This window comes from Arthrobacter sp. 05N428_2 (genome assembly GCF_056397065.1).
In genome coordinates this window covers 16,218-41,471 of sequence record NZ_JBFTMR010000022.1, presented here as the reverse complement: position 1 = coordinate 41,471, position 25,254 = coordinate 16,218, and the positions used below count along the sequence as shown (strand labels likewise).

Here is a 25,254-nt window from a genome sequence, read left to right as displayed (position 1 = left end):
GACGGGACGGTCCCGGCGGCGAGGGCCGCGGCGAGTTCTTCGTGCAGTGGCGGCAGCGGTTCACCGGTGAACCCGGTGCGCGGCAGCACGGTCCGGGCCAGGGAGAGCCGGCGGTGGGCCTCGGCGGCGGTGATCTGCAGCCGGTCCCGCAGGAAATCCCCGGTCTTGCGGTACCCGTCATCGCCGGCCCGGACCCCGCCGGCCCCGCCGATCGCGCCTGTACCGATCTCGCCGGTCCCGACGCCCTCGGCGGTTTCCTTGCGGGTGCGGTCCACGGCGCCGGCGGCGACGATTTGCAGGTATTCGAGGGTCCGGGCGATCTCCTCGACGTCGCCGGCGAAGTCCGCCGCCGCAGCGAAGCCGAACAGCGCCGCGTCCTGCGCCGCCGTCGAACTCAACTCCCGCAACTGGCCCAAAATACTGCCAAGCGACGGAGCGGCACCGCGCTCATCACCGTCCGGCCGACCGGCCGGACGAGAGACGAGAACTGCACCGATTCCCATGAACCAATTCAAACAAGAGGGTCAGACATTTTAAGAGCACCCGGTGCATGCCAGCTGAGCTCTTTGCTCCCGCTGACGCTCCCGAAATCCCTAACGCACGTCCATCCCGCGGCTCGGTTCCGGCGCATCCTCCACAGAGAAATCTTCGGCAGTTGCGGCCCAGCTGGCGAGGAGTTGCAAGTTGTCGTGAGAGTGCGTTCCCGGTCGAGCCGTGTAGGCGAGGAACAGCAGGGGGCCGGGCATCGTGGGACCCCCAGAGGGTTCGGAAGGCGTCGCTTCGGGTGGACAACTCACCGACCAGAGGCCGGAGGGCCCGGTCGTCCGGGACCCGACCGGCCTCCGCGCGCAGCATTGCCACGGTCTGCTGGGTGGCCTCATCCCAGTCCAGGTACATGTCCTTCGCCGCTGGGGAGAGGAACAGGAAACGGATGAAGTTGGCAGGCTGGCCGCTTCGGCCGGTGACGCGCGCCTGGGCGTAGAGCTCCGAGAAGAGGGCGCGGCCCAGCTGATTGGCCGCCACGATATCCAGCCGGCCGTTTTGGACGACCGCAGGGACAATGGTCATTGCGTCGAGAAGCTGCTGCACGCCGGACCGCATTTCCTGACGTTTCGCCGGTCGCCGGGTCCGGGCGTCTTGCCACGTAGTGGTGTTGGCTGCACGGACCAGGTCGAAGAGATGCGCGCGCTCGGCGTCGCCCAGTTGCAACGCCCGGCTGATCCCCGCGAGGAGATCCACCTCTTCCCGCCGGAGCCCGGGCACCGGCGTCGGCCGCCATAGTCCGGCAGCCCGGCCTGCTGCGGTGTCAGCCGCGCCCGGCGACTCGCCAAGAACTGCTGCAGCTCGTTTCCTTCTTCCATGAACCCGACGCTACGCCGCCTGTTGCCGTTTTGGGGGTCCCCGGTGTTAACCCTCTGGACAAGGTCTGCCTCGGCTCTCTCGAATCCTCTTGACTGGAATCACCGAATGGAATCACCGCGGCAGGCACTCTGCCCGCCGCACCTTTGAGAGGAACGCCATGAATGAGAACACCGTCTGGCTTATTACCGGAGCCGCCCGGGGCATGGGCGTTGACATTGCCAGGGCAACCCTCGAGGCCGGCCACCGCGTCGTCGCGACGGCGCGCGACGCCGCGAAAGTCACCGAAATTCTCGGCGAACACCAGAACCTCCTGGCGGTTTCCCTGGACATTACCGACGCCGACGCTGCGCGGGCCGCTACCGAGGCCGCGCTGGCCCGGTTCGGCCGCATCGATGTGCTGGTGAACAACGCAGGAAACTTCTATGCCGGCTACTTCGAGGTCATCAGCCCGGAACAGTTCCGCAAGCAAATGGACACTAACTTCTTCGGCCCGCTCAACATCACCCGCGCCATCCTGCCGGTCATGCGGGCCCAGCGCGCCGGCCACGTCATCACCATCTCCTCGACGGCCGGGCTGGCCGGCGTTGACTTCTGCTCCGCGTACTCCGCCTCGAAGTTCGCCCTGGAAGGATGGATGGAAACCCTGCACCTCGATGTCGAGCCCTATGGCATCAAGACCACCGTCGTGGAGCCCGGCTTCTTCCGCACGGAACTCCTGGTCGAAGGCTCGTCCTCGATCTGGCCGGAACTGTCCATCGAGGACTACGACCAGCGGACCGAGGACACGATCACCGCATGGAAGTCCATGAACGGAAAGCAGGGCGGATACCCCGCGAAGCTCGCCGCAGCCCTGATCACCCTCAGCGCCCTGGCGGAACCGCCGTCGCGCTTCCTCGCCGGAGCCGACGCCGTCGAGACGGCAGAGCGGAAGGCCGCCGACCTGATCGAACAGGCGAACGCCCACCGCGAGCTCTCGTCCTCACTGCAGCACGACGACGCCTGACCGGTCGGCGGCCGACTTAGGCGGGATTCTTAAACCGCTCCCAGGCGGTCTGCCGGGTGACGCCCAGGGCGGCGCCAATCCGCGACCAGCTGATGTTTCTTTCCCTGGCCGCGCCGACCCAACGCTTAAGCTGCCCTTCGAGCTGAGATCCAACATGGGAGATCTCCGGCAGGTGCCGCAGGATCTCCTCGTCGCTCAGCTGTTCCCATGCGGGCCCAAGCGAGCCGGACGCCGGCGCCGAACCGTCCGCGGAGGCGTCTAGCAGCTCACGGGCAGTGCCCACGCAGTGCTCGCAGATGCAGATTCCCGGCCCGGCTACGAGCCGTCGGTCCGGGGCGCCGCCGCGCCCGCAAAAGGAGCACTGGCGCAGGTCTCTGCCGCCTTCGTTCATTTGTGCTCCCTAAATCAGTAGTGCGGTCCCGTTGACAGTGTCAGGCTTGACCTGACACTGTCAGGCATGACCTTACGCCATGCTTCCGACTCCAAGGGTAGCCCTCGTGCCCGGAATGGGCGGGATTCGGGCGACGTGCCTGCACCGCCCCTCATGCGGGGACCCTTCCGTCGGCTCTTCATTGCCGGGATCGGGGACGGGATCGGCGACGACATTGCCCGGTCGCTGCTGCCGGTCATCGCGGTGGCGGCCCTCGGCGCGGGGGCCTTCGAAGCGGGGGTCCTCAACGCCCTGGGCGTGGCGGCCTTCCTGATTCTCGGTGTCCCCGCGGGGGTCCTGGTGGACCGCTGGCCATGCAAGCCCGTCCTGATTGGTGCCAACGCCGTCCGAGCGGCTGCAGTTCTGACGGTCCCCGTGGCCCACGCGGCGGGATCGCTAAGCCTTTGGCACCTTTTCCTCGTCGCCGCCGTCGTCAGCGCGGCCGATGTCTTCTTCACCTCGGCGCATTCGGCGGTGATGCCCATGCTCCTGGCCCGTGATCAGCTCGCCGTCGGCTATGCCAGGGTGCAGGCCGTCCAGAGTGGGCTGGCCGTCGCCGCCCCGGGCCTGGTAGGTGTTCTCGTCACAATCGTCGCAGCGCCGGCCGTTCTGGTCATCTCCGGGATGGCCTATTTCTTCTCCGCCGTGGTGACGTGTGGGCTGCCCGAGGTGCGGGCGGCCCGGCCCGCGGGCCCCTCCGGTTTTTGGGCGGAGGCGCGCCACGGGCTGCTAATTGCACTGGGGAACCCGCTAGTGCGGCCCATGATGTGCTCCGTCGCGATGGTCAATGCGGCCGGCATGTGGGGAGCCGGCGCGAAGGTCGTCTATGTTCTCAATGCCCTGCAGATTCCGATGGACCAGGTCGTCGGACTCGGTGCCGTGTCCGCAGCCGGTGGCCTCGCTGCTTCCCTGATGGCCACAAGCGTGACCCGCAGCTTCGGAATAGGCAGGACGAAGATCATGGCCAGCCTGGCCGGGGCCGGGTGCATGGTGCTGGTTCCCGCGGCCCCCGCCCTCGGGCTGCCGACAGTGTTCTGGGTGGGGCTCTCCGGCTTCGGCTGGTCCTACTTCGTGGTGCTGACCGGACTGGCAGGTGCCGGAATCCTTGCCCGGCTCGTCCCTGCGAACCTCATGGGAAGGGCGATGTCCAGCTATCGTCTCGTCACCCTGGGTGTGATGCCATTGGCCAGCCTTGCCGGTGGCTTCCTCGCACTCCTCGCCGGGGAGGCCCCCGTGCTCTGGACCGCGGCCCTCATTGCAGCGTCCTCGGCGTTGCCCGTAATGCTCTCGCCGCTGAGGACCTGGACGACGTTCCCGACGGAACTCGACGTGCACCGCGACGCCGAGCCGGTCAATTCCTGAGCCCCCCAGCCCGCTGTGTGCGACTTCACAACATGCCCGGGGAAGCAGCCGACGCGGAACTTGGTTGCACCTAGCGACAGCAAACGTGCCCCCGGAGCGGGGCGACCCAGCGAAAGGGTTGCGAATGACGATCGCCCATGAAGAAGCAGTAATCGACGCCGCAGCGGTGGACGCCATCTTTGCCCAGGCTCGCACGGCCAATGCCTTCACCGGCGAAGTCACGGACGAGCAGGCGCGCGCCATCTACGAACTGACCAAAGGCGGCCCGACGGCGTTCAACGCGCAGCCTATGCGCATCACCTACGTTCGCTCGGACGAGGCCCGCGCCACGCTGGTAGACAGCATGTCCAACGGAAACAAGGCAAAGACGGCTGCCGCCCCGCTTGTCGCGATCCTCAGCACCGACACCGCTTGGCACGAACTTTGGGACACCTTCCTCCCCGGCTTCAACGCACCCAAGGCCATGTACGACGCCGCCCCGGACCTCGCCGCGGCCACCGGCAACAACAACGCCCACCTGCAGGCCGGCTACTTCATCCTCGCCGTCCGTTCGCTGGGCCTCTCGGCCGGACCGATGACGGGCGCCGACTTCGGCAAGATCGACTCCGCTTTCTTCCCGGATGGCAGCCAGGAGAGCTTCCTGGTGGTCAACATCGGCCACGCCGCCGAAAACGCCTGGGGCGCACCGAAGCCGAAGTTCGCCTACGAAGACGTGGTCCGCACCGTCTAAGGGCTACAGCTCCAACGACCTGGGGCCCGCACTAGCCCCCGGTGGCAGACTGGGCCCATGCGGAACCTCATTGTGGTTGCCTTCCTGGAGCCCGTCACGGCTGGGATGAACTTCCCCCGCGACGGCTGGCCGCTGCACATCACCCTGGTGAAGTTCGACGTCGTCGATCGCGCGCCGTCGGCCGACGGCGGGAGCGCTGCCGGCGAAGACGTGCTGGCCACCCGGGTGGCGGGGCTCATGGACGCAGCGGTCAGGGCGGCGCTCGGCAGCACCGTCACGGTGGGCAACGAGGCAGGCTTCGGCCGCGGCGGCTCCATTCCGGTCAGCCTGATCGCTCCCAGCACGGCGCTGCAGGGACTCCATGAAGCGCTCGTGGAAGTCGTGCAGGACCTGCCCGGCAGGGTTGCCACCCCCGGTTACACCATGGCCGGGTACCGTCCGCATGTTTCCCACCGGGGCGAAGCAGCCCCCCGCGCAGGCGAGCAACTGGCCCTGGACCGGATCGCCCTGGTGGACATGGCTCCCGACGGCGAACACGCCACGCGGCGCGTGTTGAGGCTTTGGCAGGCCACACCGTGAAATGAACCTCTTCATTTCGGTCCCGAGGTGCCATACTGGGGTTCACATTTAGAGTCTGACGCCGATACATACTGGGGTAACTGGGTGCGTGCTGGGGGAACCGCGGGATGATGCTCGACACCGCCACCCTCCGCGTTGCCTTGGCCGTGGTCACCTTGACCTTGCTGAGTCTTTTCTACTTCATCACCTACCGCCGGACCCGCTCGCCCTACAGCGGCTGGTGGTGTTCCGCCCTGCTGCTCTTTCTCACCGGATCCGCGTCCTATCTGCTGGACGGTACCCCGCACCAAGTCTGGGCGAACCCGTTGGGGAACACCTTGCTGGTTGGCGGCGCCGGAGCGATGTGGGCCGGCGCCCGGTCGCTCCGGCGGGACAGCCCCAAAATCTGGTACCTCCTGGCCGGCCCGGCGGTGACCGGCATCGTGTCAGTCCTGGACCACCCGGCAACCAACAGCTGGTCCGGCGGCCCGATGATGCTGGCCATGATGGGAATCATGTTGGGTCTGTCCTCGCGTGAGCTCTTCCTGCTGGAGGTCGAATACTCCAGGGTCCACCGTCCGCTCGCCTACGGCTCGGCGCTGCTGACCATCTTCTACGCTGGCCGACTGCTGACCCTCCTCACCGAGGGACCCGACGGGCCCATCTTTGTCTCCTACTTCGGGTCGGTTGTGACCACAATCCTGACGACCATGGTTCTGGTGGTCGCGTCCTTCACCATGGTCGAACTGAGTAATGAACAGCTGACCCGGGACCTCCGTGCGCGCGCCACCCTTGACGGGCTCACCGGACTCTTGAACCGGACCGCTTTCCTGGACCTGGCCGTCAACGAGTTGCGCCGCCTGAGTAACGCCCGGACACCTGCCTCACTCGTGCTGGCCGACCTTGACCACTTCAAGGTCGTCAACGACAGGTACGGCCACGCAGCCGGGGATATGGCGCTTCAGGCTTTCGCCGCGGCCTGCTTGGCGTCCGTTCGCTCCACGGACCTGGTGGGGCGGTACGGAGGCGAGGAATTCATCCTGCTCCTGCCCGGTGTGGCGCCCGAGCGCGCCGGCGAGATGACCGGGAATATCAGCCGCCGGCTGCAGTCGCAACAGCCCGGTATCGAGGCAAAGCTGCCGACCGTCAGCTACGGAATTGCGGCTACCGGTGCCGGGCGGGCCGACCTCAAGGCGCTCATCGAATCCGCCGACGCCGCCCTGTACCGGGCGAAAACCCAGGGCCGGGACCAGTCAGTGCTGGCGGCCAGCCTCCGCGAGGAAGAGGCCGCCAGCTCCGGCTAGGAAATAACCCCGTCCACCAAGGCCTTGGCCTCGGCCTGCACCTGCTTGAGGTGATCCGCGCCCTTGAAGGACTCGGCGTAGATCTTGTAGACGTCCTCGGTGCCGGAGGGCCGGGCCGCGAACCAGGCATTCTCGGTGACCACCTTGAGGCCGCCGATCGCCGCACCGTTGCCGGGCGCCTCGGTCAGCTTGGCGGTGATGGTCTCGCCTGCCAGTTCCGTCGCGGTGACGTCCGACGGCGACAGCTTGCCCAGTGCGGCCTTCTGCTCCCGCGTGGCTGCGGCGTCGATCCGCGCATAGACGGGGTCGCCGAACTGGTCGGTGAGGCCCTTGTACAGCTGCGACGGCGACTTACCCGTCACCGCCGTGATCTCCGACGCCAGCAGCGCCAGCAGGATGCCGTCCTTGTCCGTGGTCCAGACACTGCCGTCCATCTTGTTAAAGGAGGCGCCGGCAGATTCCTCCCCGCCGAAGGCGCCTTCGCCGGACAGCAACCCGGGGACGAACCATTTGAAGCCCACCGGTACTTCCACGAGCTTCCGGCCGAGACTCTCGGCAACCCGGTCGATGATCGACGAGGACACCAGGGTCTTGCCGATCACGGACTGCGGGTTCCAGCCGGTCCGGTGCCGGTACAGGTAATCGATGGCGACGGCGAGGTAATGGTTCGGGTTCATGAGCCCGCCCTGTCCGTCAACAAACGGTGTCACGATGCCGTGCCGGTCGGCGTCGGCGTCGTTGCCGGTGGCGATGTCGAAGGCGGCGGACCCGTCCGCACCAGCAGCCATCCGGTTGATCAGCGAGGCCATCGCCGACGGCGAGGAGCAGTCCATCCGGATCTTCTCGTCCCAGTCCAGCGTCATGAACGCCCACTGCGGGTCCACGGTGGGGTTCACCACGGTGAGGTTCAGATGGTGACGCTCGCCGATCTCGCCCCAGTAGTCCACAGACGCGCCACCCATCGGGTCTGCGCCGATACGGACCCCGGCGTCGCGGATCGCGTTTAGGTCCAGGACCGAGGGCAGGTCGTCCACGTAACTGGAGAGGAAGTCGAACTTGCCGGTGGTCTCGGCGCTGAGCGCGTCAGCGATGGGAATCCGTTTGACCCCGCGCAGGCCGTTCTCGAGGAGTTCGTTGGCGCGGTTGGCGATCCAGCCGGTGGCGTCGGTGTCTGCCGGGCCGCCATGCGGAGGGTTGTACTTGAAGCCGCCGTCGCCGGGCGGGTTGTGGCTGGGGGTCACCACGATGCCGTCCGCCTGCGGAGCGCCGGCGGGGGAGTTGTTGTTGTGCGTCAGGATGGCGTGGCTCAGCGAGGGGGTGGGCGTGTAGCCGTGGCGGGCGTCAATCAGCACATTCACGCCGTTGGCCGCGAGGACTTCCAAGGCGGAGTTCTGGGCCGGTTCGCTCAGCGCGTGGGTGTCCTTCGCGAGGTACAGGGGACCGGTGATGCCCTGGCCCGCGCGATATTCCACGATCGCCTGCGTGATGGCGACGATGTGGGGTTCGTTGAACGACGCCTTAAGGCTCGAGCCGCGGTGTCCGGAGGTCCCGAACGCCACCCGCTGCCCGGGGTCGCTCAAATCCGGCGAAACGTCGTAGTACGCGTCCAGGAGCGCAGTGAGGTCAACAAGGTCTTGGGGTTGGGCAACTGTGCCCGCGCGGCTAGCCATGGCACCAGCATGCCAGACGTGCGGGTCCGGCAACATGCTTTCGCCGGAATCGGCCTGCCATGACACGGCGCGGCGGTATTCTGGACCCAGGCACGTCGAGGGGGAATCATGACCGAGCAGATCAGGCCCGGGTATAGCAAGCATCGTGGCCACGGCCATGTCCCGCCGCTGCCGCCCACGGCGCCGCATCTCGGGCAGCCGGTTGGAAGCTACGGCGCGCCGGCCGCCCCCTACGCCGACGCTTATGGCCAGCCGATCTACTACGGCGTGGCCGCCGCGCCGAAGGTTTTGAGCATCGCGAGCCTGTGCTGCGGCATCGCGTCCCTCCTGGGTTTCGGCTTCTTCCTGCTCCCTCAACTGGCCGCCGTCGTCCTTGGCCATTTGGCGCTGAACCGGGAACCGCACGGACGAGGCGCGGCCATCGCCGGCTTGGTACTGGGCTACGTCGCGATTGCCATCACCGTGCTGGTGGTCGTGACCCTGGGCGTCGCTTTCTCCAACGCGGACTTCATCGCCCGGTAGGTGCGCCGGACGCACAGGGTTCCGGCCCCGCGGGCCGGATCTAGACTGGCCCCATGAGCAACCTCGAGACCGTACCGGAAGAAGTTGTCTGCGCCTTTGAGAAAACCTTCGGCGACGCCCAGGTCCTCCCGCCGCGGGCGGTGCCGCTCGGCGGAATCCGGGCCATGGATGTTCGCCGGACGCTGCCGCAGAAGCGGCGGAGCCTGATCGGAGCCTGGTGCTTCGTGGACCATTACGGACCCGACCTGGTTTCAGCCTCCGGCGGGATGAACGTGCCCCGCCACCCGCACACCGGGCTGGCGACGGTCAGTTGGCTGTTCTCCGGGAAGGTCGCGCACCTAGACTCGGCCGGGTTCGCCGCCGTCGTCCGTCCGGGAGAGGTGAACCTGATGGTCGCGGGCCGGGGGATCTCGCACCAGGAGTTCTCGACGCCGGACACCTCCATCCTGCACGGAGCGCAGCTGTGGTTCGCCCTCCCGGAGTCGACCCGGCACATGCCGCCAACCTTCGAGCACTACGCCCCGGAAGCGGTCCTTGGGGAAGGAACGGAACTGCGCGTTTTCCTGGGCTCGCTGGCAGGCTCGACCTCTCCGGTCAATACCTACACACCCGCCCTGCTGGGCTCCGAAGCGGTGCTGCGGCCGGGCGCCCGGCTGGAACTCGAATTGGACCCCACCTTCGAACACGGGGTGCTGCTGGACACCGGCGATCTTCGGCTGGACGGCGAACAGGTGCCGGTGGACCACCTCGTCTACCTGCCCACCGGACGGTCTGCCCTGGTGCTGGAAGCCGGTGTGAACCCGGTCCGGGCGCTCGTCCTCGGCGGCGTGCCCCTCGGGGAGCAGATCGTCATGTGGTGGAACTTCATCGGACGGACCCATGGAGAGGTCGTGGCCTACCGCGACGCCTGGCAGGCCGAGATCGGCGCCGAAGCCGGAACGCCACCGGAGGGCGGAACCTATCCGGACGGGGCGCCCTACCCCCGCTTCGGACCCTTCCCCGAGGACACGCCCGCGCCGTTGCCCGCCCCCGCTTTGCCGAACGTTCAGCTGCGCCCGCGCGGTTGAGTGACCTTCTCCGGAGAGCAAAGCATGCGTGGGCGGATTCTGTCCCGGCCGTAGCCTGTGGCCCTAGTCCGTCAGCGCGTCCGTCAGCCGCGCGGCGTTGGCCTCGAGCCAGCCCCGGCGCCGCAGGATGAGCCCGCCCGCGCCCTCGGCCCACATCCGCGCCCAACCGCCGCCAAGGGCTTCCGCGTTGTGGCGCATCCGCTCGTAGCTCAGCTCCGCGGCGTCGACCGCAAGGCCGGTCAGCCGGCGTCGTTCCTCCCGGTCCCAGCCGTAGGCGTCGGCGAAAATGCGGAGCCGCCGGAACGGATCCAGGTCATCCCAGCCGGGCCACGCGTCCGCCGGGTCGCGCAGCGGGACCCAGTGCATGGCGGCGTTATACGAGTCCTTGAGGGCGGTGCTGGGACCGGCAAGGTCGAAGTCCACCAGCCCGGCGGCGACCCCGTCGCGGACCACCACGTTCTGGGGCGTGACGTCCAGGTGGCAAACCAGTTCTGCCGGGTCCTGCCGGATGGGGCGCGGCGGGAACGGGTGCGACTGCGGAACGTAGCCCGCGGACGCGTCATGCAGGCGGCGGACCAGCCGGGCCACCGAGGCCAGCAGCTCCTCGGACTGTACCCAGGTCTCGGGCAGCGCCCCGGCGCACCGGCCGGGAACGAAGCTCAGCACGTCCCTGCCGCCGGCGTCGCGGCCCAGGAACCGCGGCGCGCCGTCAAAGCCGGCATCCTCGAGCCAGTCGAGGTAGCCGGCCACGGCGAGGCTTTGCGGCTGGTGCGGGCGGCGGATGGTGTCCCCGACCCGCACCACGCCTTCTGTGACATCCCCGGCGGGCATAAGTTCGACGTCGGACGCCTCGCCGGCGGCGCGGCGGTAGACACGCACCTCAACCGGCGGCCGGACTCGGGTGCTCACAGCTCAGCTTTGTCCACGGAAGACCAGCACCGGGCAATGGGCATGGTGGACCGTCTGGGTCGAGGTGGAACCGAGGACCAAACCGGTGAATCCACCGAGGCCGCGTGAGCCGATGGCGACGACGTCGGCGTCCCGCGAGGCGTCGATCAGCACCGAAGCGGGGCTGCCCTGCACCACGCGTGGGGTGATCCCCACCCCCTGGTCCAGGACGCGGGCGCACTCCTCGTCGAGGATGGCCCGGGCGTCGGTTTCGAAGCCTTGGTAGTTCCATACCTGGCCGAACCCGTTGCTGACGTAGGGGAAGTTCCATGCCGTAACGGCCAAGACCTGGCCATTACGGAGCTTGGCCTCCGCCACGGCCCAATCCATGGCCGCACGGGACTCCGCGGAGCCGTCCACCCCCACCACGATCCTGTAGTTTCCGTCGCCGGTCATGACTCCTCCTTGCAATTACGGGCCCCGGTTCCGGGCGCAGCCGTGATTGCCCCATCGTGCCACTCCCGAGGCCAGCCGGGGAGTGCCGTTCGGCACGAGGTGCCCGGAGATTCACGGTGCCAGATGAACCAAGCTAGCTCAGCGGACGCCGCCCATAAGCTTCTTGATCGCAGGGGAGGCGGCGGCCAGGCCGACGGCCAGCAGCATTGCGGTGCCGCCGACGCCGATGAAGTACGGCAGCTCGTCGTGCGGGTTGTAGAGCCCCGCGAGGACGCCGGCCAGCGTCGTGCCCAGCGAGACCGAGAGGAAGAACAGGGCCACCATCTGCGTGTGGAAGGCCTTGGGGGCCAGCTTGGTGGTCACCGACAGGCCGATGGGCGAAAGGAACAGTTCCGCCATGGTGAACAGGAACAGGATCCCTACCAGTGCCAGCAGCGGCGTCTTGCCCCCGCCGGCCAGCGGGATGAACGCCAGGAAGGCGAGGCCCATCACGAAGAGGCCGATTGAGAACTTCAGCGCCGAGCCGGGCTGCTTGTGGCCCAGCCGGGTCCACAGGGCGGCCATGACACCGGCGAAGATGATGATGAACACGGGGTTGATCGACTGGACCCACGCGGCCGGCATTTCCCAGCCGAACAGGTTCCGGTCCAGTTTCTCCTCCGAGTACACCGCGATGAAGGTGAACTGCTGCTGGAAGAGTGCCCAGAACGCGGCCGAGGCGATGTACAGCGGGATGAACGCCGTCACCCGGCCACGCTCGGTGGCGTTGACCTTTTTGCTGCTGAAGATCAGCGCGAAGTACAGCACGGACGCCCCGATGGCTGCGTACGCCATCGTCATGGCCAGGTTGTCCACGTTCACGGCGCCGGTCGCGAGCAGCACGGCGATGACCAGGGCGATGCCGAAGAAGATCAGTCCGTACTTGGTGCGCTGCGCGGCGGGCAGCGGGTTGGGCACCCGGTGCGCCTCCTCGGGCAGCTTGTTGCGGCCCAGGGCGTAGATGCCCAGGCCCACGGCCATGCCGATGGCAGCGGCGGCGAAGCCCCAGTGGAAGCCCTGGCTTTCCTGCAGCCAGCCGGTCACCAGCGGGCCGATCAGGGCGCCGGCGTTGATGCCCATGTAGAAGATGGAGAAACCGGCGTCGCGGCGCTCGTCCTTCTCGCGGTACAGGCTTCCGACCAGGGCGGTGGCGTTGGCCTTGAGGCCGCCGGACCCGACGCCGACCAGCACGAGGCCGGCGATCAGACCCGGAATGCCCGGGATCAGGGCCAGGGCGACGTGGCCGGCCATGATCATGATGGCCGAGCCGAAGAGCACACGCTCGGACCCGAAGATCCGGTCCGCGAGCCAAGCACCCAGGATGGTCGAGAGGTAGACACCGCCGCCGTAGGCGCCGACCAGGCTGGCAGCCAGTGCCTTGTTGATTTCGAGGCCACCCTCGGCGGCCGTGAAGTACATGTAGTAGAGGAGGATCCCCTGCATTCCGTAGAAGGAGAAGCGCTCCCACATTTCCACGGAGAAGAGGCTGGCCAGCATCTTTGGGTGGCCAAAGAACGAGGTATCGCCCGAAGTAGTGACGGGGGATTTAGGGATTTGGGTGGTGGTCACTTGCTTAATGCTGACACCGCAGCGGGAGATTGTCACATCAGCGGCGGCCGTGAGCAAGTCAATTACAGGGTGTTTCGCCTTCTTTGATCCGCTTCAGTTGCCTTATCGGTTGATGTCCTTCCGGACCGGATTTAGCAGCCATAAGGGATAGGGCAATGCGGGGTGGCGGGATTAGTCGGCGTCGAACATGATGACCTGGCGGACGGCCTTTCCGTCGGCGAGTTGGTCCATGGCCTCGTTGATGTCCGCCAGGGCGATCCGGGACGAAATGAGCTCCTCGACCGGGAGTTTTCCGTCCCGCCAGAGCTGGGCGTACTTGGGGATGTCCCGCGCGGGCACCGCCGAGCCCAGGTAGCTGCCGACGATTGTCCGCGCCTCCGCCGTGATGGTCAGCGGGGAGAGCTGGGCGCGGGAGTCGGGAGAGGGCAGTCCGGCCGTGATCGTCGTGCCGCCGACGTCGGTGGCGGCGAAAGCGGCTTCGAAGGCGCGGGCGCTGCCGGCGCATTCGACGACGAACTTGGCTTTGATGCCTTGTTCCGCCAACTGCTGCGGGGTGTATGTCTCGTGGGCGCCGAGCCGCCGGGCGTGTTCCAGCTTCTCGGCCAGGGTGTCGACGGCCACGATCCGGGAGATGCCTTGGGAGACTGCGGTAATCAGGGCGGCCATGCCGACGCCGCCAAGCCCGACGATCATGATGCTGTCCTCGGGCCGGGGTTTCGCGGCATTCAATACCGCTCCGCCGCCGGTAAGCACCGCGCAGCCGAGGACCGCCGCGATATCCGCCGGGATGTCGTCGTCGACCGGCACCGCGGAGGCCCGGTCCACGACGGCGTGGCTGGCGAAACCCGAGACGCCGAGGTGGTGGTAGATGTTTTCGGCGCCGCGGCTCAGGTGCATCGAACCGTGCAACAGGGTGCCCTCGCCGTTGCTCTTCGAGCCCGCGGTGCAAGGGAGCCGCCCGCCGGCGGCGCAGTTGGCGCATTGCTCGCAGCGCGGCAGGAAAGACATGACCACCCGCTGGCCGGGCTTCAGGTCGGTGACGTCGGCGCCGACCTCCACGACCCGTCCGGCGGCTTCGTGGCCCAGCAGCATCGGCACCGGACGCACCCGGTTCCCGTCCACGACGCTGAGGTCCGAGTGGCAGATGCCGGCGGCCTCAAGGCGGACGAGGATTTCCGTCGGGCCGGGGCCGGAGAGTTCCAGCTCGGTGATGCTGATCGGCCTGGACTCCGCAAAGGGGCGGGGCCGGCCGATTTCCTCGAGCACTGCACCGGTGATCTTCATTGATCCGTCTCCTGTCGTGTACCGCGTTGGCACCAGTAAACCCCAGCCGGGGCCGGCCCGGGAAATCCCTGCGGCAGGTCGCCTAGAATCCGAGCTGCGTGGCCACTTGGAGCAGCAGCGCCTCGGAACCCATCGGGCCTACGAGTTGGATGCCCATCGGCAAGCCGGCACCCGGTGACCCGCCGGTCCAATGCACCGGAATGCTGATCGCGGGCAGCCCGCAGACGTTCACCAGGGAGGACCACGGGGCGAACTCGCACTGCTTGCGGTAATCGTCGTCGGCGTCTGCTGACCACTCGGCGGCGGGCCAATAGCCATCCCCGTGGACGGCGCCGGTGAACCAGCCCACCGGTCGCGGCGTCTGTGCCAGGGTGGGGCTCAGGATCAGGTCCCAGGCCGCGTACTGGGCCAGCGTGTCCCGCCGGAACTGCCGCAGGAACTCCAGGGATTCGTTCAGCTTTGCGGCGCTGCGTTGCTGGGCGCGCCGGCGGAAGGTCCGGGTCAGCGGCGTCAGGAGGGCCTCGCGCTGCGGGGCGATGCGGGCACTGCCGACGCCGGCGGTCCAGGCCGTGGTGAACGCGCCGGGGTAGCGGTTGTCGTAGCGGATGGCGGCCTCGCCGGTCTCGTGTCCGGCCGCCTCCAGCAGCCTGATGCCCGCGTCGAGGGCGTCGAGGGCGGCGGCCTCCGGCCTGAACGGGAAGGCCGACTGCCACGGGCTGTCCAGGCTGACGCCGATCCGCAGCGTGGGCGGGTCCTGGGCGGCCACCCGCAGGTAGCCGCCCTGCTTGGCGGGAAGGTGTCCGGACGGCGGAGGCGGGACCAGCGCGTCGAGCAGCAGTGCGGCGTCCGCGGCCGAACGGGCCAGCGGGCCGGCAACCACCAGCCCGGCGGAGTCGCCGGTGCTTTCCCCGGCTGGGACCAGGCCGCGGCCCGGCTTGAGACCCACCAGGCCGCAGGCCGCGGCGGGAATGCGGATGGAACCGCCGCCGTCGGACCCCGGAGCAAAGGGAAGCAGCCGGGCGGCGACGGCGGCAGCGCTGCCGCCCGACGAGCCCCCGGAGCTTCGGCTCAGCGCGTATGGATTGCGGGCTGGCGGGGCGATCCGGTTCTCGCTGTAGGCAGTGAGTCCGAATTCCGGGACCTGCGTCTTGCCCAGCGAAACGACGCCGGCGCTCCTCAGCGCGGCGGCGAGGGCGCCGTCGGCCGGGGCGGGCTTGTGCTCGAGGGCGGCGCTGCCGTGGGTGGTGACCACGCCGGCGATGTCGGTCAGGTCCTTGAAGGCGACCGGCATGCCGTGCAGCAAGGGAAGGTCGCCGCCTTCGGTGCCGCCGGCGCGGGCTGGGTGGGCGGTTGCGCGGGCGTGGCGGCTGTCCGCGGCGTCGGCCTCCCTGAGGGCCTGCTCGCCGGTGACCGTGATGAAGGCGCCCAGGTGCCGGTTCTCGGTCGCAATGCGGTCCAGGAAGTGCGCCGCAGCCTGGCGTGCGGAGAGCTCACCGGTGCGCAGCGCGTCGCGGAGTGCGACCGCTGACAAGTCGTGGATTTCAGCCAATGACGTGCAGCCCCCGGGGTGCGGCGGCAGCTCTCGGTTCCCCGCCCGGGGGACATGCCCAGTCTTTGTGCCCGGGGTTGGGCATGGTGGCGGTCTGCGCACTCGTGGCGGCTGGGGGAGGACATGTCCCGCGGCGGCGGGGCCGAGGGGTCGGAATCGCGGGGCGTGCTGCCATGGGGCTCCTTTGCGCTCTCCAGAAGCGTAACCTGCCGCTTGCTGGTGGGTGCGCCCGGCCGCTGGCGATACGCTGGTGGCAGACCTGATCTATGCGGAGAGGACGACCATGAGCCACATCGACACCGTGACCGTTTCCGAGATTCCCGAAGCGGCGCGGCTTCTGGACGTGCGGGAGGACTACGAGTGGGCCGCGGGCCACGCCGAGCGGGCCGTGCACATCCCCCTCGACCAGCTTCCGGCCCGGCTCGATGAACTGGACCCAGACGAAGACCTCTACGTCATCTGCCGCACCGGCGGCCGCTCCTTCCGCGCCGCCCAATGGCTGGTCGGCCACGGCTACTCCGCGTTGAATGTCGCCGGCGGCATGGACCAGTGGCTTGAAAACGGCCTCCCGCTCGTCTCCGACAGCGGGCTCAAGCCCGTCATCCTGTAAGCGAAGGACCACGCTATGCCCGCGTCACCTGTCACCTATACCTTCCTCGGTCCAGCCGGCACGTTCACCGAGGCAGCACTGATGCAGGTGCCCGGCGCGGCAGAGGCCATCCGCGTTCCGGCCTCGAACGTCAACACTGCCCTGGACAAGGTCCGCGACGGGTCGGCCGACGCCGCCATGGTCCCGATCGAGAACTCCGTGGAGGGCGGTGTCACGGCCACGCTCGACGCGATTGCCACCGGCCAGGAGCTGCGGATCCTGCGCGAGGCCCTGGTGCCCATCAGCTTCGTGCTGGTGGGCCGGCCCGGCGTCGGAATCGACGACATCCGGCGGATTTCCACCCACGGCCACGCCTGGGCGCAGTGCCGGCTCTGGGTCGATAAGAATATTCCGGACGTTGAATATATCCCCGGTTCCTCCACGGCCGCCGCCGCGATGGGCCTGCTCGAAGGCGACGCGCACTACGACGCCGCAATCTGCGCGCCGATCGTCGCTGCCGAACAACCCGGACTGTCCGTGCTGGCTGAAAACATCGGCGACAACCCCGGGGCCGTAACGCGTTTCGTGCTGGTGGGGCGACCCGGCTCGCTGCCGGAACGGACCGGCGCCGACAAGACCACCGTGGTGGTTCCGCTGCCCGAGGACCGCCCGGGCGCGCTGATGGAAATCCTGGACCAGTTCGCTACCCGCGGGGTGAACCTCAGCCGCATCGAGTCGAGGCCCACGGGCCAGTATCTGGGCCACTACTTCTTCAGCATCGACGCTGACGGCCACGTGAGCGACGCCCGGGTAGCCGATGCGCTCGCCGGGCTGCATCGGATCAGCCCGGCCACCCGGTTCCTGGGCTCCTACGGCAGGGCGGACGGCCAACGCGCCGAGGTGGCCCCGCACACCTCGGACCAGGCATTCCGCTCCGCCCATGCCTGGGTCAAAGACATACTCGCCGGGGCATCAGTGGTTCAGGCATATAACCCGCAGGCTTCGCCCACAGCGTAGACAAATGCCACATCCTGCACTTCCGCCCCGTGGAAACTGTGCCTATGCTTGCCTGATCCATATTGGGGTAGTCCTCTAACGGAGGGAGCGGGCCATGTCCGGCACCAGCACAGAAAATGACGGCCAGGGAATGATCGTCAATCCCAAGCCGACGGCCGAAAACCAGGACTGGGACGGCGACGACGCCGACCGTGCCGACCGGCTGCGCTTCGAGGAGGAACAGGCCATGATCCGCGAGCAGTCCGAGGCCCGCGCGGCCAAGGCGGCCGCGGAGGCCAAGAAAGCCGCCGACGCCAAAGCTGACACCGCCGCGGACGCCGAAGCCAAAAAGGAAGCCAGCTAGCACTCCTCGTCCGGCGGCACGGCCCAGCAGCCGTGCTCAGGGGCGGCCGGGGTCTAGCCGTTGCTCGCCTGGCCGGCCGCACCGCTTTTGGGCGGGTCTTCCGTCCCGGCGTTTTCTTTCACCCGGATCAGCAACGAGCGCGGAGCCACCTGGACCGTCACCGTTGTGGCCTCGCCGGTGGGATCGCCGTCGACCTGGGTCGGCATCGGCTCGGCACACTTGATCACGATCTTGCCGGAGCGGTAGTAGGTCATCACCGGCAGGGTCCGCTTGTGCTTGAGCACAATCTTCCAGTACATCGCCAGCCAGCCGATCGCGCTGCGCGGACTCATCACCACCACGTCGAGCATGCCGTCGTCGATCATGGCCTGCGGGATGAAGTCGATCCCGCCGGGAATCAGGCCGCAATTGGCGAACAGGACGCTGCGGATCTTCCGGGACTGCTCCGGCTGGTCGTCGAGCGAGATGGCCACCCGCTTGCGGCGTCCCGGGAGGTGACGGACGCCCGCCTCCGTGTAGGCGAGCCAGCCGACCGCCTTCTTGAGCCCGTCGTTGGTGTCGCCCACCACTTCGGCGTCCAGGCCGATCCCTGCGATCACCAGGAAGGCGTGGTCGTCGGACTGCCCGGTCCGGGCGTTTTCCACCCTCATCCGCGCCGTATCAATGAAACGCTGGTGGCCGAACAGCGCGGTCTCGACGCAGCCGCGCAGATCTCCGATGTCGAGGTGAACGTTGCGGGCCAGCAGGTTTCCGGTTCCCAGCGGGAGGAGTCCCATGGCGATGTCCGTGTGCGCGAGGACCCCGGCCACTGCGCGGACGGTACCGTCGCCGCCGCCCGCCAGAACGACGTCGGCCCCGTACTCCACGGCAGCGCGGGTCTGCGAGAACCCCGGATCTTCGGCGGTGGTTTCAAAAAAGCGGGGGGCTTCCCAGCCGGCCGCGAGGCAGGTGCTCTCGATCAGGACACGGGCCTCCGCGGACCTGGCCTTGATCGGGTTCATCACCACCGCGACCTTCTGCCGGGCCAGGCTGGGGCTGTGGGTCTCTTCCCGGACGGCGCTGCGCGTGTGCTTCGCTTTCAATCGGCGCACACCCCACCAGCTGGAGACGGCAAATACCAGGGCTCCAGCGATGATGAGGTACAGCAGCCAGTCGCGCATATTGCACCCAGACTATCCCGGGCGTGCGCCGCGGCAGGACTGCCCGGAGGCGGCCCCGCGATTCGATAGTCTTATCTGGTGATCGACGTAAAAGACCTCAGCGACAATCCGGACAAGTTCCGTGCCAGCCAGCGCGCCCGCGGTGCCGATGAATCCGTGGTGGACGCGATCATCGCTGCGGATTCGGCCCGGCGCGCGGCGCTGATCCGTTTCGAAAACCTACGGGCCGAGCAGAACGTCTTCGGCAAGAAGGTGGCGCAGGCCAAGGGCGAGGAAAAAGCGGCACTGCTGGCCGAGGTCAAAGTGCTTGCGGGCCAGGTCAAAGAGGCGTCGGCCGAGGCCGACGTCGCCCAGTCCGCCCACGAGGAGCTCTTGCGCGGGATCCCCAACCTGATCGAGGACGGCGTCCCCGCGGGCGGCGAGGACGACTTCGTGGTGGTCAAGACTGTCGGGACGCCGCGCGAATTCCCCGACTTTGAGCCCAGGGACCACCTTGAGATCGGCGAGCTGCTCGGCGCGATCGACATGGAGCGCGGGGCCAAGGTCTCCGGTTCACGCTTCTATTTCCTGCGCGGCGTAGGCGCCCGGCTGGAAATGGCGCTGCTCCAGATGGCCATGGAACAGGCCATCGACGCCGGCTTCGTACCGATGATCACCCCGACGCTGGTCCGTCCCGAAACCATGCAGGGCACCGGGTTCGACGTCAAGCACGACGCCGAGATCTACCGCCTCGCGGAGGACGACCTCTACCTGGTCGGAACCTCGGAAGTTGCCCTCGCCGGGTACCACGCAGACGAGATCCTGGACCTCACCGGCGGACCGGTCCGCTACGCGGGACAGAGTTCCTGCTACCGCCGCGAGGCCGGGTCGCACGGCAAAGACACCCGCGGCATCATCCGCGTCCACCAGTTCAACAAGGTGGAGATGTTCATCTACACCACTGTCGAAGAGGCTGCCGGCGAGCACGCCCGGTTGCTGGCGTGGGAAGAGGAAATGCTGGCCAAGTGCGAGCTGCCCTACCGCGTGATCGACACCGCCGCGGGGGATCTGGGCAACTCGGCCGCGCGCAAATTCGACTGCGAAGCCTGGGTGCCCACCCAGGGCGCATACCGGGAGCTGACCTCCACCTCCAACTGCACCACTTTCCAGGCACGTCGGCTCAACATCCGTGAACGCGTGCTGACCGAGGACGGCGCGCCCAAGGGCACCCGCGCCGTCGCCACACTCAACGGCACCCTCGCCACGACCCGCTGGATCGTCGCCATCCTGGAGCACCACCAGAACGCGGACGGCTCGGTCAACGTCCCGGTGGCCCTGCAGAAGTACCTCGGCGGCATGACGGTACTGCCCGTCCTCTAAAGGTCGGCTGCTGTTTACCCAGGCTTCATGCCGCGCTGTGGTGCGTGTCCTAGCGGGTGTCGGCCGTGTCTGCTCTACTTGTTAGATGACTACATTGACTGAAACCTCAGTCGCTGGCAACGATGACCAGCGAGAAGCAAACGACAAAATGATGATCGCCCTCGACGTCGACGGAACCCTGGTCGACCACGACGGGCACATGTCCGTACCCGTCCGCGAAGCCGCCCAGGCCGTGGTGGCCGCCGGACACGAGGTGATGATCGCAACCGGCCGCTCGCTCAATGCGACGCTGCCCATCATCGAGCACATCGGCATCGAAAACGGCTACGCGGTCTGTTCCAACGGCGGCGTTACCCTGCGCCTGGATTCCGGCCTCGCCGACGGCTACCAGGTGCTGCACAAGGCCACCTTCGACCCCGGACCCGCACTGAGGGCACTGCGTAAACGGCTGCCCTCCGCGAAGTATGCACTCGAAGACGCGGACGGCAACTTCCTCGCTACCGAACGCTTCCAGGACGCCAGCTTCGGCGTCGAAGCGATCGGCGTCGACTTCCAGACCATGCTGGAGGCCACCGCCGTCCGCGTCGTGGTGTTCAGCTCGGAGAACACGCCGGAGGAGTTCAACTCCGCGATCCGGCACATCGGCCTCTCCGGCGTCACCTACTCCGTGGGCTGGACCGCCTGGCTGGACATTGCCGCCGCGGGAGTCTCCAAGGCCAGCGCCCTGGAGCTGCTGCGCGGACGGCTCAACATCGAGGCGCACCGCACGGTGGCCATCGGCGACGGCCGGAATGACATCGAGATGCTCACCTGGGCCCGACGTGGCGTCGCGATGGGCCAGGCCCCGGCCGAAGTGATCGCCGCCGCCGACGAAGTCACCCACTCCGTGTTCGACGACGGCGCTGCGCACGTGCTGCGCAGCCTCCTGGCGTAGGGGGCGGGTCCGCCGCCGGCCTAGCGGACTTCGAGGATCAGGCCGAGCAACCGGGCCGCGGCCGGTCGGGCAGCGTGCTCCTCGTTCCACTGCGCCCGGGCCACGGCCTTGCTGACCGCCTGCGTGGTGATGCCCAGCTCCTTCGCCACTGCTTTCTGCTGCCCGCGCACGCCCGGGGTGAGCAGATCCAGCACTCGCCACTCGGCGGCGCTGCGTTCACGCACAATGTGGCCCAGCAGCCGCATCACGGCCTCGGCTTCCGCGGCAAGCTCCCCGAGTGGGCCCTCCACCGCTACCGGGACGCGCTCCTTGCTGTTCCTTAACCGGTCGACGGCACGCCGGGCGTAGACCAGCCCGTGGCCGGAGGCGTCCTTGATCTGGTTGGGCAGCGGTTCGTTGACCGGGCCGACGCCGACGCCGACATACCAGGCGCCCGAGCGGAGGGCGATCAGCGCCGCCTCGACGGCCTGGCGCGGGCAGTCCACGATGCCCTGGACCTCGTCCTCCACCGAGCGGTCGAAATCGAGGCGCGCCGGAATGTGCCGCAGGTCCTTGAGGAGCTGCGGCACTCGGTCGCCATCGCGCCGGCTGTCGGTTTGGTTGATGGTCAGCGTGAACATACTGCTGACACACTACCGCCCAGCAACCGGCTGGCAAGTACCAGGATTCGGCTTCGTAATAGAGCTGTCACTGCCGCTCACGGGGCGGCCGCCCGCCGTCCGGCCGCCGCCGCCCGCCGTCCAAAGGGGGGTTGTCTTCGGCCCCGGGAAATGTTGCGATGGGAAGAGACGTCGCCGCCGGCGGCACGGACGGAATCGGGGCACGCACGTGACTGACGGCTTGGATGAGGCGACCGAACTGCGGCCGGCCGGAGATGCCGCCACGGAGCTCGAACTCGTCGACCGGTGGTGGCGGGCCGCCAACTACCTCTCCGTAGGCCAGATCTATCTACGCTCCAACCCGCTGCTGCGCGAACCGCTCAGCGCCGCGGACACCAAGGCACGGCTGCTCGGCCACTGGGGGACCACGCCCGGGCTGAACTTCGTCTACTCGCACCTGAACCGCGTGATCCGCCGGGACGCCCAGGAGCTGCTATTCGTCGCCGGTCCCGGACACGGCGGCCCGGCAGTGGTGGCCAACGCCTGGCTGGAGGGCACCTACTCGGAGATCTACAGCAACGTCGGCCCCGACGCCGACGGCCTGGCCGAACTGTTCCGGCAGTTCTCCTACCCCGGCGGCATCCCCAGCCACGCGGCCCCGGAGACCCCGGGCTCCATCAACGAAGGCGGCGAACTTGGCTACTCGTTGGCCCACGCCTACGGAACCGTGTTCGACAACCCGAAGCTGATCACCGCCGTCGTGATCGGCGACGGCGAGGCCGAGACCGGGCCGCTCGCCACCAGCTGGCATTCGCACAACTTTCTGGACCCGGCGGCGGACGGGGCCGTCCTGCCGATCCTGCACCTGAACGGCTACAAGATCGCCAACCCGACCATCCTGGCGCGCATGCCGGAGGCCCAACTGGAGCAACTGCTGCGCGGCTACGGGCACAATCCCCACTTCGTGACCGTTACGGACCCGCAGGACACTGCAGCGGCGCACCGGGATTTCGCCGCCGCGCTGGACAGCTGCCTCGACGAGATCCGGGCCATCCAGGCGGCCCGCAGGGTCGCCACACCAGCTGCCGGCGGAAACGGCGACGATGCTCCCGCCGCCGTGTGGCCGATGATCGTGCTGCGCTCGCCCAAGGGCTGGACCGGTCCCCGAACCGTCGACGGGCTGCAGGTCGAAGGCACCTGGCGCGCCCACCAGGTGCCGCTCGCCGAGGTGCGCACCAATCCCGAACACCGGGCGCAGCTGGGCCGCTGGATGGAGTCTTACCGCCCGGAGGAACTGTTCGACGGCGAGGGCCGGCTCAGGGCGGACGTCGCCGCGAATGCCCCCGCCGGGGAGCTTCGGATGAGCGCCACCCCGCACGCCAACGGCGGCATCCTGCTGCGCGACCTGAAACTGCCCCGCTACGCGGACCACGCGGTAGAGGTGGCCGTGCCGGGCCAGCAGAAGGTCAGCGCCATGGTCACACTCGGCTCGTGGCTGCGGGACGTCATCGCGCTCAATCCGGAGAATTTCCGGCTGTTCGGTCCGGACGAGACGGCGTCCAACCGGCTGCAGAACGTCTATGAGGTCACGGACAAGGTCTGGCAGTACCGGATCGACGAAGTGGACGAGCACCTCGCACGGGCCGGCCGGGTGATGGAAGTGCTCAGCGAACACCTGTGCCAGGGTTGGCTCGAGGGTTACCTGCTGTCCGGCCGGCACGGGGTCTTCAGCTGCTACGAGGCGTTCATCCACATTGTCGATTCGATGTTTAACCAACACGCCAAGTGGCTGAAGGTCCACCGGCAGTTGCCGTGGCGGCGGCCGGTCGCCTCGCTGAACTACGTGCTTTCCTCGCACGTCTGGCAGCAGGACCACAACGGATTTTCGCACCAGGACCCGGGCTTCATCGACCATGTGGTGAACAAGAAGGCCGAGGTCATCCGGGTCTACCTGCCGCCGGATGCGAACACCCTGCTCTCCGTGATGGAGCATTGCCTCCGCTCGCGGGACTACGTCAACATCGTGGTCAGCGGCAAGCAGCCCTCGCCCACCTGGCTCGGCCCGCTGGACGCGGCGCACCACTGCCAGCGCGGACTGGGCATCTGGGATTTCGCCGGCTCCGAGGTCCCGGGCGAGGCGCCCGACGTCGTGCTGGCGTGCGCGGGCGACGTCCCCACGGTGGAGACCGTCGCGGCGGCCGAACTGCTCAAGGAGGGCGCACCGGGGCTGAAGATCCGGGTCGTGAACGTCGTGGACCTGATGCGGCTGCAGGACGCCGCCGAGCACCCGCACGGCCTCACTTCACGGGACTTCGACGCCATCTTCACGCCGGACAAGCCGATTATCTTCGCATACCACGGCTACCCTGCACTGATCCACCGGCTGGCGTACCGCCGCACCAACCAGGCAGGCCTGCACGTGCGCGGCTACAAGGAGGAAGGCACCACCACGACGCCGTTCGACATGGCCATGCTCAACGGGATCGACCGCTACCAGCTCGCCATCGACGCGATCGACCGGGTCCCGGGGCTGGCGGAGCGGCACTCGCTGCTGCGCCAGTCGCTGCAGGACCTGCGCATCCGGGCGCACAACTACACCCGGGCGAACGGCGAGGACGCGCCGGAAATCAGCGGCTGGGCTCTGAAGCTGAAGTAGCCGTCAGTAACGGGCCGGGTCAGGGCCGGTGATTACGGCCGGCCGCCGCGATTGAGCGCGTCCAGCCCGCCGGTGGGCAGATGGATCCAGCCTTCGCTGCGGGCCGCCCGGGCGTGCCCCGGGTCGGGGCTAAGGGTGTCGCCGAGGGCTACGGCCCGCGCGGTGAGGGAGGCGATCACGGCGTCGAACATGTCATCGGAGCCGGCCAGCTCAGCTTCGTGTCCGGCCAGGTCCAGCCAGGGCGCGGCACGCTGCAGTGCGGCCAGGATCCCGGCCAGCTGCTGGACCTCTGCGCTGCCGCGCCCCTTGTAGCCGCGGGCCAGCAGACCCCAGGACCTCAGGGACGCGGCCGGATAAACCTCGGCGAACCGGTCGCTGCCGTCCCTGGCCTGCGGACCGTGCTGCTGCGCTATTTTGGCCTGGATGACAGCGCAGCGCATCGCCGGGTGCGCCAGCCGGTCCGCGGCGACGCTGAGCGGAATCAGCCCGGTCCGGGCAGTGACGAAGCGGTCGGTGTCCCGGTAGGCCAGCAGCCGGCGCCCCTCGATGCCGTCATGGTCCAGCACCGGGTGCGGATCGCCGGCAAGGTGGCCGGCGAGGAAGGGCAGGAACGCATCCGGCCAACCGACCGGGCAGTCGATTCCGGTCATATCGCTGGCGCCGAAGAGCCTGACGATTTCGCCGTCGTCGACGCCGAGGAACACCTCCACCAGCCGCGCGCCGCCGTCGCCCCATTCGAGCACGGCCGCCGCGGTCTTCTTGGTGGCGGCCGCGAGATCGACGCCGAGGGTCCTCACGACGGGC

Annotated in this window: 25 protein-coding genes; 13 read left to right on the top strand and 12 right to left on the bottom strand. The window is 68.2% G+C overall.

Annotation, left to right across the window (positions count from 1 at the left end; genetic code table 11):
* On the bottom strand, nucleotides 1–503 hold a 503-nt coding region (locus AC1DGI_RS16915; protein WP_476899658.1), incomplete at its 3' end, for a DUF222 domain-containing protein.
* Nucleotides 451–1,068: an MmyB family transcriptional regulator gene (locus AC1DGI_RS16910; RefSeq protein ID WP_476899661.1), complete on the bottom strand. Its 618-nt coding sequence runs from the start codon at nucleotides 1,066–1,068 to the stop codon at nucleotides 451–453. The genes AC1DGI_RS16910 and AC1DGI_RS16915, both read right to left, overlap by 53 nt.
* A 451-nt stretch (nucleotides 1,069–1,519) precedes the next feature.
* Here AC1DGI_RS16910 and AC1DGI_RS16905 point away from each other — a divergent pair, with 451 nt between their 5' ends.
* Nucleotides 1,520–2,365, top strand: a complete 846-nt coding sequence (locus AC1DGI_RS16905) for an SDR family oxidoreductase (RefSeq protein WP_476899657.1) — start codon at nucleotides 1,520–1,522, stop codon at nucleotides 2,363–2,365.
* 16 nt (nucleotides 2,366–2,381) lie between these two features.
* On the opposite strand, the gene AC1DGI_RS16900 is transcribed toward AC1DGI_RS16905, so the two are convergent.
* Nucleotides 2,382–2,756: a ClpX C4-type zinc finger protein gene (locus AC1DGI_RS16900; protein ID WP_476899656.1), complete on the bottom strand. Its 375-nt coding sequence runs from the start codon at nucleotides 2,754–2,756 to the stop codon at nucleotides 2,382–2,384.
* 135 nt (nucleotides 2,757–2,891) lie between these two features.
* Here AC1DGI_RS16900 and AC1DGI_RS16895 point away from each other — a divergent pair, with 135 nt between their 5' ends.
* From AC1DGI_RS16895 to AC1DGI_RS16880, 4 genes are all read left to right on the top strand, one after another.
* A complete protein-coding gene (locus AC1DGI_RS16895) occupies nucleotides 2,892–4,157 on the top strand; it encodes an MFS transporter (RefSeq protein ID WP_476899655.1) in 1,266 nt (421 codons plus the stop codon).
* A gap of 124 nt (nucleotides 4,158–4,281) precedes the next feature.
* On the top strand, nucleotides 4,282–4,887 hold the full coding sequence (locus tag AC1DGI_RS16890; RefSeq protein ID WP_476899654.1) for a malonic semialdehyde reductase: 606 nt from the start codon (nucleotides 4,282–4,284) through the stop codon (nucleotides 4,885–4,887).
* A 57-nt stretch (nucleotides 4,888–4,944) separates the two neighbouring features.
* Complete coding sequence (locus AC1DGI_RS16885) at nucleotides 4,945–5,466, top strand: 2'-5' RNA ligase family protein (protein ID WP_441403646.1); 522 nt, start codon at nucleotides 4,945–4,947, stop codon at nucleotides 5,464–5,466.
* A gap of 107 nt (nucleotides 5,467–5,573) precedes the next feature.
* A complete protein-coding gene (locus tag AC1DGI_RS16880; RefSeq protein WP_476899653.1) occupies nucleotides 5,574–6,749 on the top strand; it encodes a GGDEF domain-containing protein in 1,176 nt (391 codons plus the stop codon).
* Here AC1DGI_RS16880 and pgm read toward each other — a convergent pair.
* On the bottom strand, nucleotides 6,746–8,419 hold the full coding sequence (pgm, locus tag AC1DGI_RS16875) for a phosphoglucomutase (alpha-D-glucose-1,6-bisphosphate-dependent) (protein ID WP_476899652.1): 1,674 nt from the start codon (nucleotides 8,417–8,419) through the stop codon (nucleotides 6,746–6,748). The genes AC1DGI_RS16880 and pgm overlap by 4 nt on opposite strands.
* A 108-nt stretch (nucleotides 8,420–8,527) precedes the next feature.
* On the opposite strand from pgm, the gene AC1DGI_RS16870 reads away from it, so the two are divergent.
* Nucleotides 8,528–8,941, top strand: a complete 414-nt coding sequence (locus AC1DGI_RS16870; protein ID WP_476899651.1) for a DUF4190 domain-containing protein — start codon at nucleotides 8,528–8,530, stop codon at nucleotides 8,939–8,941.
* 53 nt (nucleotides 8,942–8,994) lie between these two features.
* Nucleotides 8,995–10,008, top strand: coding sequence for a pirin family protein (locus AC1DGI_RS16865; protein WP_476899650.1), 1,014 nt, complete (start codon nucleotides 8,995–8,997; stop codon nucleotides 10,006–10,008).
* Between the two features lie 63 nt (nucleotides 10,009–10,071).
* Here AC1DGI_RS16865 and AC1DGI_RS16860 read toward each other — a convergent pair whose 3' ends face one another.
* The 5 genes from AC1DGI_RS16860 to AC1DGI_RS16840 all read right to left on the bottom strand — a co-directional run bounded on the left by AC1DGI_RS16860 (nucleotide 10,072) and on the right by AC1DGI_RS16840 (nucleotide 15,793).
* Nucleotides 10,072–10,917 carry a phosphotransferase gene (locus AC1DGI_RS16860; protein ID WP_476899649.1) on the bottom strand — a complete coding sequence of 282 codons (846 nt, stop codon included), beginning with the start codon at nucleotides 10,915–10,917 and terminating at the stop codon, nucleotides 10,072–10,074.
* 3 nt (nucleotides 10,918–10,920) lie between these two features.
* Nucleotides 10,921–11,352: a universal stress protein gene (locus AC1DGI_RS16855; protein ID WP_476899648.1), complete on the bottom strand. Its 432-nt coding sequence runs from the start codon at nucleotides 11,350–11,352 to the stop codon at nucleotides 10,921–10,923.
* Nucleotides 11,353–11,490: 138 nt separating this feature from the next.
* Nucleotides 11,491–12,888: a peptide MFS transporter gene (locus tag AC1DGI_RS16850; protein ID WP_476899660.1), complete on the bottom strand. Its 1,398-nt coding sequence runs from the start codon at nucleotides 12,886–12,888 to the stop codon at nucleotides 11,491–11,493.
* Nucleotides 12,889–13,131: 243 nt separating this feature from the next.
* Nucleotides 13,132–14,244, bottom strand: a complete 1,113-nt coding sequence (locus AC1DGI_RS16845; protein WP_476899647.1) for an alcohol dehydrogenase catalytic domain-containing protein — start codon at nucleotides 14,242–14,244, stop codon at nucleotides 13,132–13,134.
* Between the two features lie 82 nt (nucleotides 14,245–14,326).
* A complete protein-coding gene (locus tag AC1DGI_RS16840; RefSeq protein WP_441403084.1) occupies nucleotides 14,327–15,793 on the bottom strand; it encodes an amidase in 1,467 nt (488 codons plus the stop codon).
* Nucleotides 15,794–16,076: 283 nt separating this feature from the next.
* On the opposite strand from AC1DGI_RS16840, the gene AC1DGI_RS16835 reads away from it, so the two are divergent.
* The 3 genes from AC1DGI_RS16835 to AC1DGI_RS16825 all read left to right on the top strand — a co-directional run bounded on the left by AC1DGI_RS16835 (nucleotide 16,077) and on the right by AC1DGI_RS16825 (nucleotide 17,742).
* A complete protein-coding gene (locus AC1DGI_RS16835; protein WP_476899646.1) occupies nucleotides 16,077–16,403 on the top strand; it encodes a rhodanese-like domain-containing protein in 327 nt (108 codons plus the stop codon).
* A 15-nt stretch (nucleotides 16,404–16,418) separates the two neighbouring features.
* A complete protein-coding gene (gene pheA, locus AC1DGI_RS16830; RefSeq protein WP_476899645.1) occupies nucleotides 16,419–17,399 on the top strand; it encodes a prephenate dehydratase in 981 nt (326 codons plus the stop codon).
* A gap of 94 nt (nucleotides 17,400–17,493) precedes the next feature.
* On the top strand, nucleotides 17,494–17,742 hold the full coding sequence (locus AC1DGI_RS16825) for a hypothetical protein (protein WP_441403285.1): 249 nt from the start codon (nucleotides 17,494–17,496) through the stop codon (nucleotides 17,740–17,742).
* A gap of 53 nt (nucleotides 17,743–17,795) precedes the next feature.
* Here AC1DGI_RS16825 and AC1DGI_RS16820 read toward each other — a convergent pair whose 3' ends face one another.
* Nucleotides 17,796–18,902 (bottom strand): diacylglycerol/lipid kinase family protein, encoded by a 1,107-nt coding sequence (locus AC1DGI_RS16820; RefSeq protein ID WP_476899644.1) that lies wholly within the window; start codon nucleotides 18,900–18,902, stop codon nucleotides 17,796–17,798.
* Between the two features lie 78 nt (nucleotides 18,903–18,980).
* Between AC1DGI_RS16820 and serS the strand changes: the two genes are divergently transcribed.
* Together serS and AC1DGI_RS16810 are read left to right on the top strand one after the other, a co-directional pair.
* The gene (serS, locus tag AC1DGI_RS16815) at nucleotides 18,981–20,261 is read left to right on the top strand and encodes a serine--tRNA ligase (RefSeq protein WP_441402377.1); all 1,281 of its coding nucleotides are present in this window, start codon (nucleotides 18,981–18,983) and stop codon (nucleotides 20,259–20,261) included.
* 85 nt (nucleotides 20,262–20,346) lie between these two features.
* Entirely contained in the window at nucleotides 20,347–21,195 is an 849-nt protein-coding gene (locus AC1DGI_RS16810; RefSeq protein ID WP_476899643.1) for an HAD family hydrolase, read from the top strand.
* 20 nt (nucleotides 21,196–21,215) lie between these two features.
* Here AC1DGI_RS16810 and AC1DGI_RS16805 read toward each other — a convergent pair whose 3' ends face one another.
* Nucleotides 21,216–21,815 carry a hypothetical protein gene (locus AC1DGI_RS16805; RefSeq protein ID WP_476899642.1) on the bottom strand — a complete coding sequence of 200 codons (600 nt, stop codon included), beginning with the start codon at nucleotides 21,813–21,815 and terminating at the stop codon, nucleotides 21,216–21,218.
* 208 nt (nucleotides 21,816–22,023) lie between these two features.
* On the opposite strand from AC1DGI_RS16805, the gene AC1DGI_RS16800 reads away from it, so the two are divergent.
* Nucleotides 22,024–24,450: a phosphoketolase family protein gene (locus AC1DGI_RS16800; protein ID WP_476899641.1), complete on the top strand. Its 2,427-nt coding sequence runs from the start codon at nucleotides 22,024–22,026 to the stop codon at nucleotides 24,448–24,450.
* Nucleotides 24,451–24,482: 32 nt separating this feature from the next.
* On the opposite strand, the gene AC1DGI_RS16795 is transcribed toward AC1DGI_RS16800, so the two are convergent.
* Nucleotides 24,483–25,247 carry a DUF429 domain-containing protein gene (locus AC1DGI_RS16795; protein WP_476899640.1) on the bottom strand — a complete coding sequence of 255 codons (765 nt, stop codon included), beginning with the start codon at nucleotides 25,245–25,247 and terminating at the stop codon, nucleotides 24,483–24,485.
* Between the last annotated feature and the right edge of the window lie 7 nt (nucleotides 25,248–25,254).

Bases quoted from the DNA above. Each gene is read 5' to 3' on its own strand.
- AC1DGI_RS16870 (WP_476899651.1), top strand. From the start codon at position 8,528: ATGACCGAGCAGATCAGGCCCGGGTATAGCAAGCATCGTGGCCACGGC.
- AC1DGI_RS16850 (WP_476899660.1), bottom strand. From the start codon at position 12,888: ATGCTGGCCAGCCTCTTCTCCGTGGAAATGTGGGAGCGCTTCTCCTTC.
- pgm (WP_476899652.1), bottom strand. From the start codon at position 8,419: ATGGCTAGCCGCGCGGGCACAGTTGCCCAACCCCAAGACCTTGTTGAC.
- AC1DGI_RS16865 (WP_476899650.1), top strand. From the start codon at position 8,995: ATGAGCAACCTCGAGACCGTACCGGAAGAAGTTGTCTGCGCCTTTGAG.
- pheA (WP_476899645.1), top strand. From the start codon at position 16,419: ATGCCCGCGTCACCTGTCACCTATACCTTCCTCGGTCCAGCCGGCACG.
- AC1DGI_RS16880 (WP_476899653.1), top strand. From the start codon at position 5,574: ATGATGCTCGACACCGCCACCCTCCGCGTTGCCTTGGCCGTGGTCACC.
- AC1DGI_RS16810 (WP_476899643.1), top strand. From the start codon at position 20,347: ATGACTACATTGACTGAAACCTCAGTCGCTGGCAACGATGACCAGCGA.
- AC1DGI_RS16825 (WP_441403285.1), top strand. From the start codon at position 17,494: ATGTCCGGCACCAGCACAGAAAATGACGGCCAGGGAATGATCGTCAAT.
- AC1DGI_RS16845 (WP_476899647.1), bottom strand. From the start codon at position 14,244: ATGAAGATCACCGGTGCAGTGCTCGAGGAAATCGGCCGGCCCCGCCCC.
- AC1DGI_RS16805 (WP_476899642.1), bottom strand. From the start codon at position 21,815: ATGTTCACGCTGACCATCAACCAAACCGACAGCCGGCGCGATGGCGAC.
- AC1DGI_RS16835 (WP_476899646.1), top strand. From the start codon at position 16,077: ATGAGCCACATCGACACCGTGACCGTTTCCGAGATTCCCGAAGCGGCG.
- AC1DGI_RS16885 (WP_441403646.1), top strand. From the start codon at position 4,945: ATGCGGAACCTCATTGTGGTTGCCTTCCTGGAGCCCGTCACGGCTGGG.
- AC1DGI_RS16890 (WP_476899654.1), top strand. From the start codon at position 4,282: ATGACGATCGCCCATGAAGAAGCAGTAATCGACGCCGCAGCGGTGGAC.
- AC1DGI_RS16905 (WP_476899657.1), top strand. From the start codon at position 1,520: ATGAATGAGAACACCGTCTGGCTTATTACCGGAGCCGCCCGGGGCATG.
- AC1DGI_RS16855 (WP_476899648.1), bottom strand. From the start codon at position 11,352: ATGACCGGCGACGGAAACTACAGGATCGTGGTGGGGGTGGACGGCTCC.
- AC1DGI_RS16820 (WP_476899644.1), bottom strand. From the start codon at position 18,902: ATGCGCGACTGGCTGCTGTACCTCATCATCGCTGGAGCCCTGGTATTT.
- AC1DGI_RS16910 (WP_476899661.1), bottom strand. From the start codon at position 1,068: ATGACCATTGTCCCTGCGGTCGTCCAAAACGGCCGGCTGGATATCGTG.
- AC1DGI_RS16900 (WP_476899656.1), bottom strand. From the start codon at position 2,756: ATGAACGAAGGCGGCAGAGACCTGCGCCAGTGCTCCTTTTGCGGGCGC.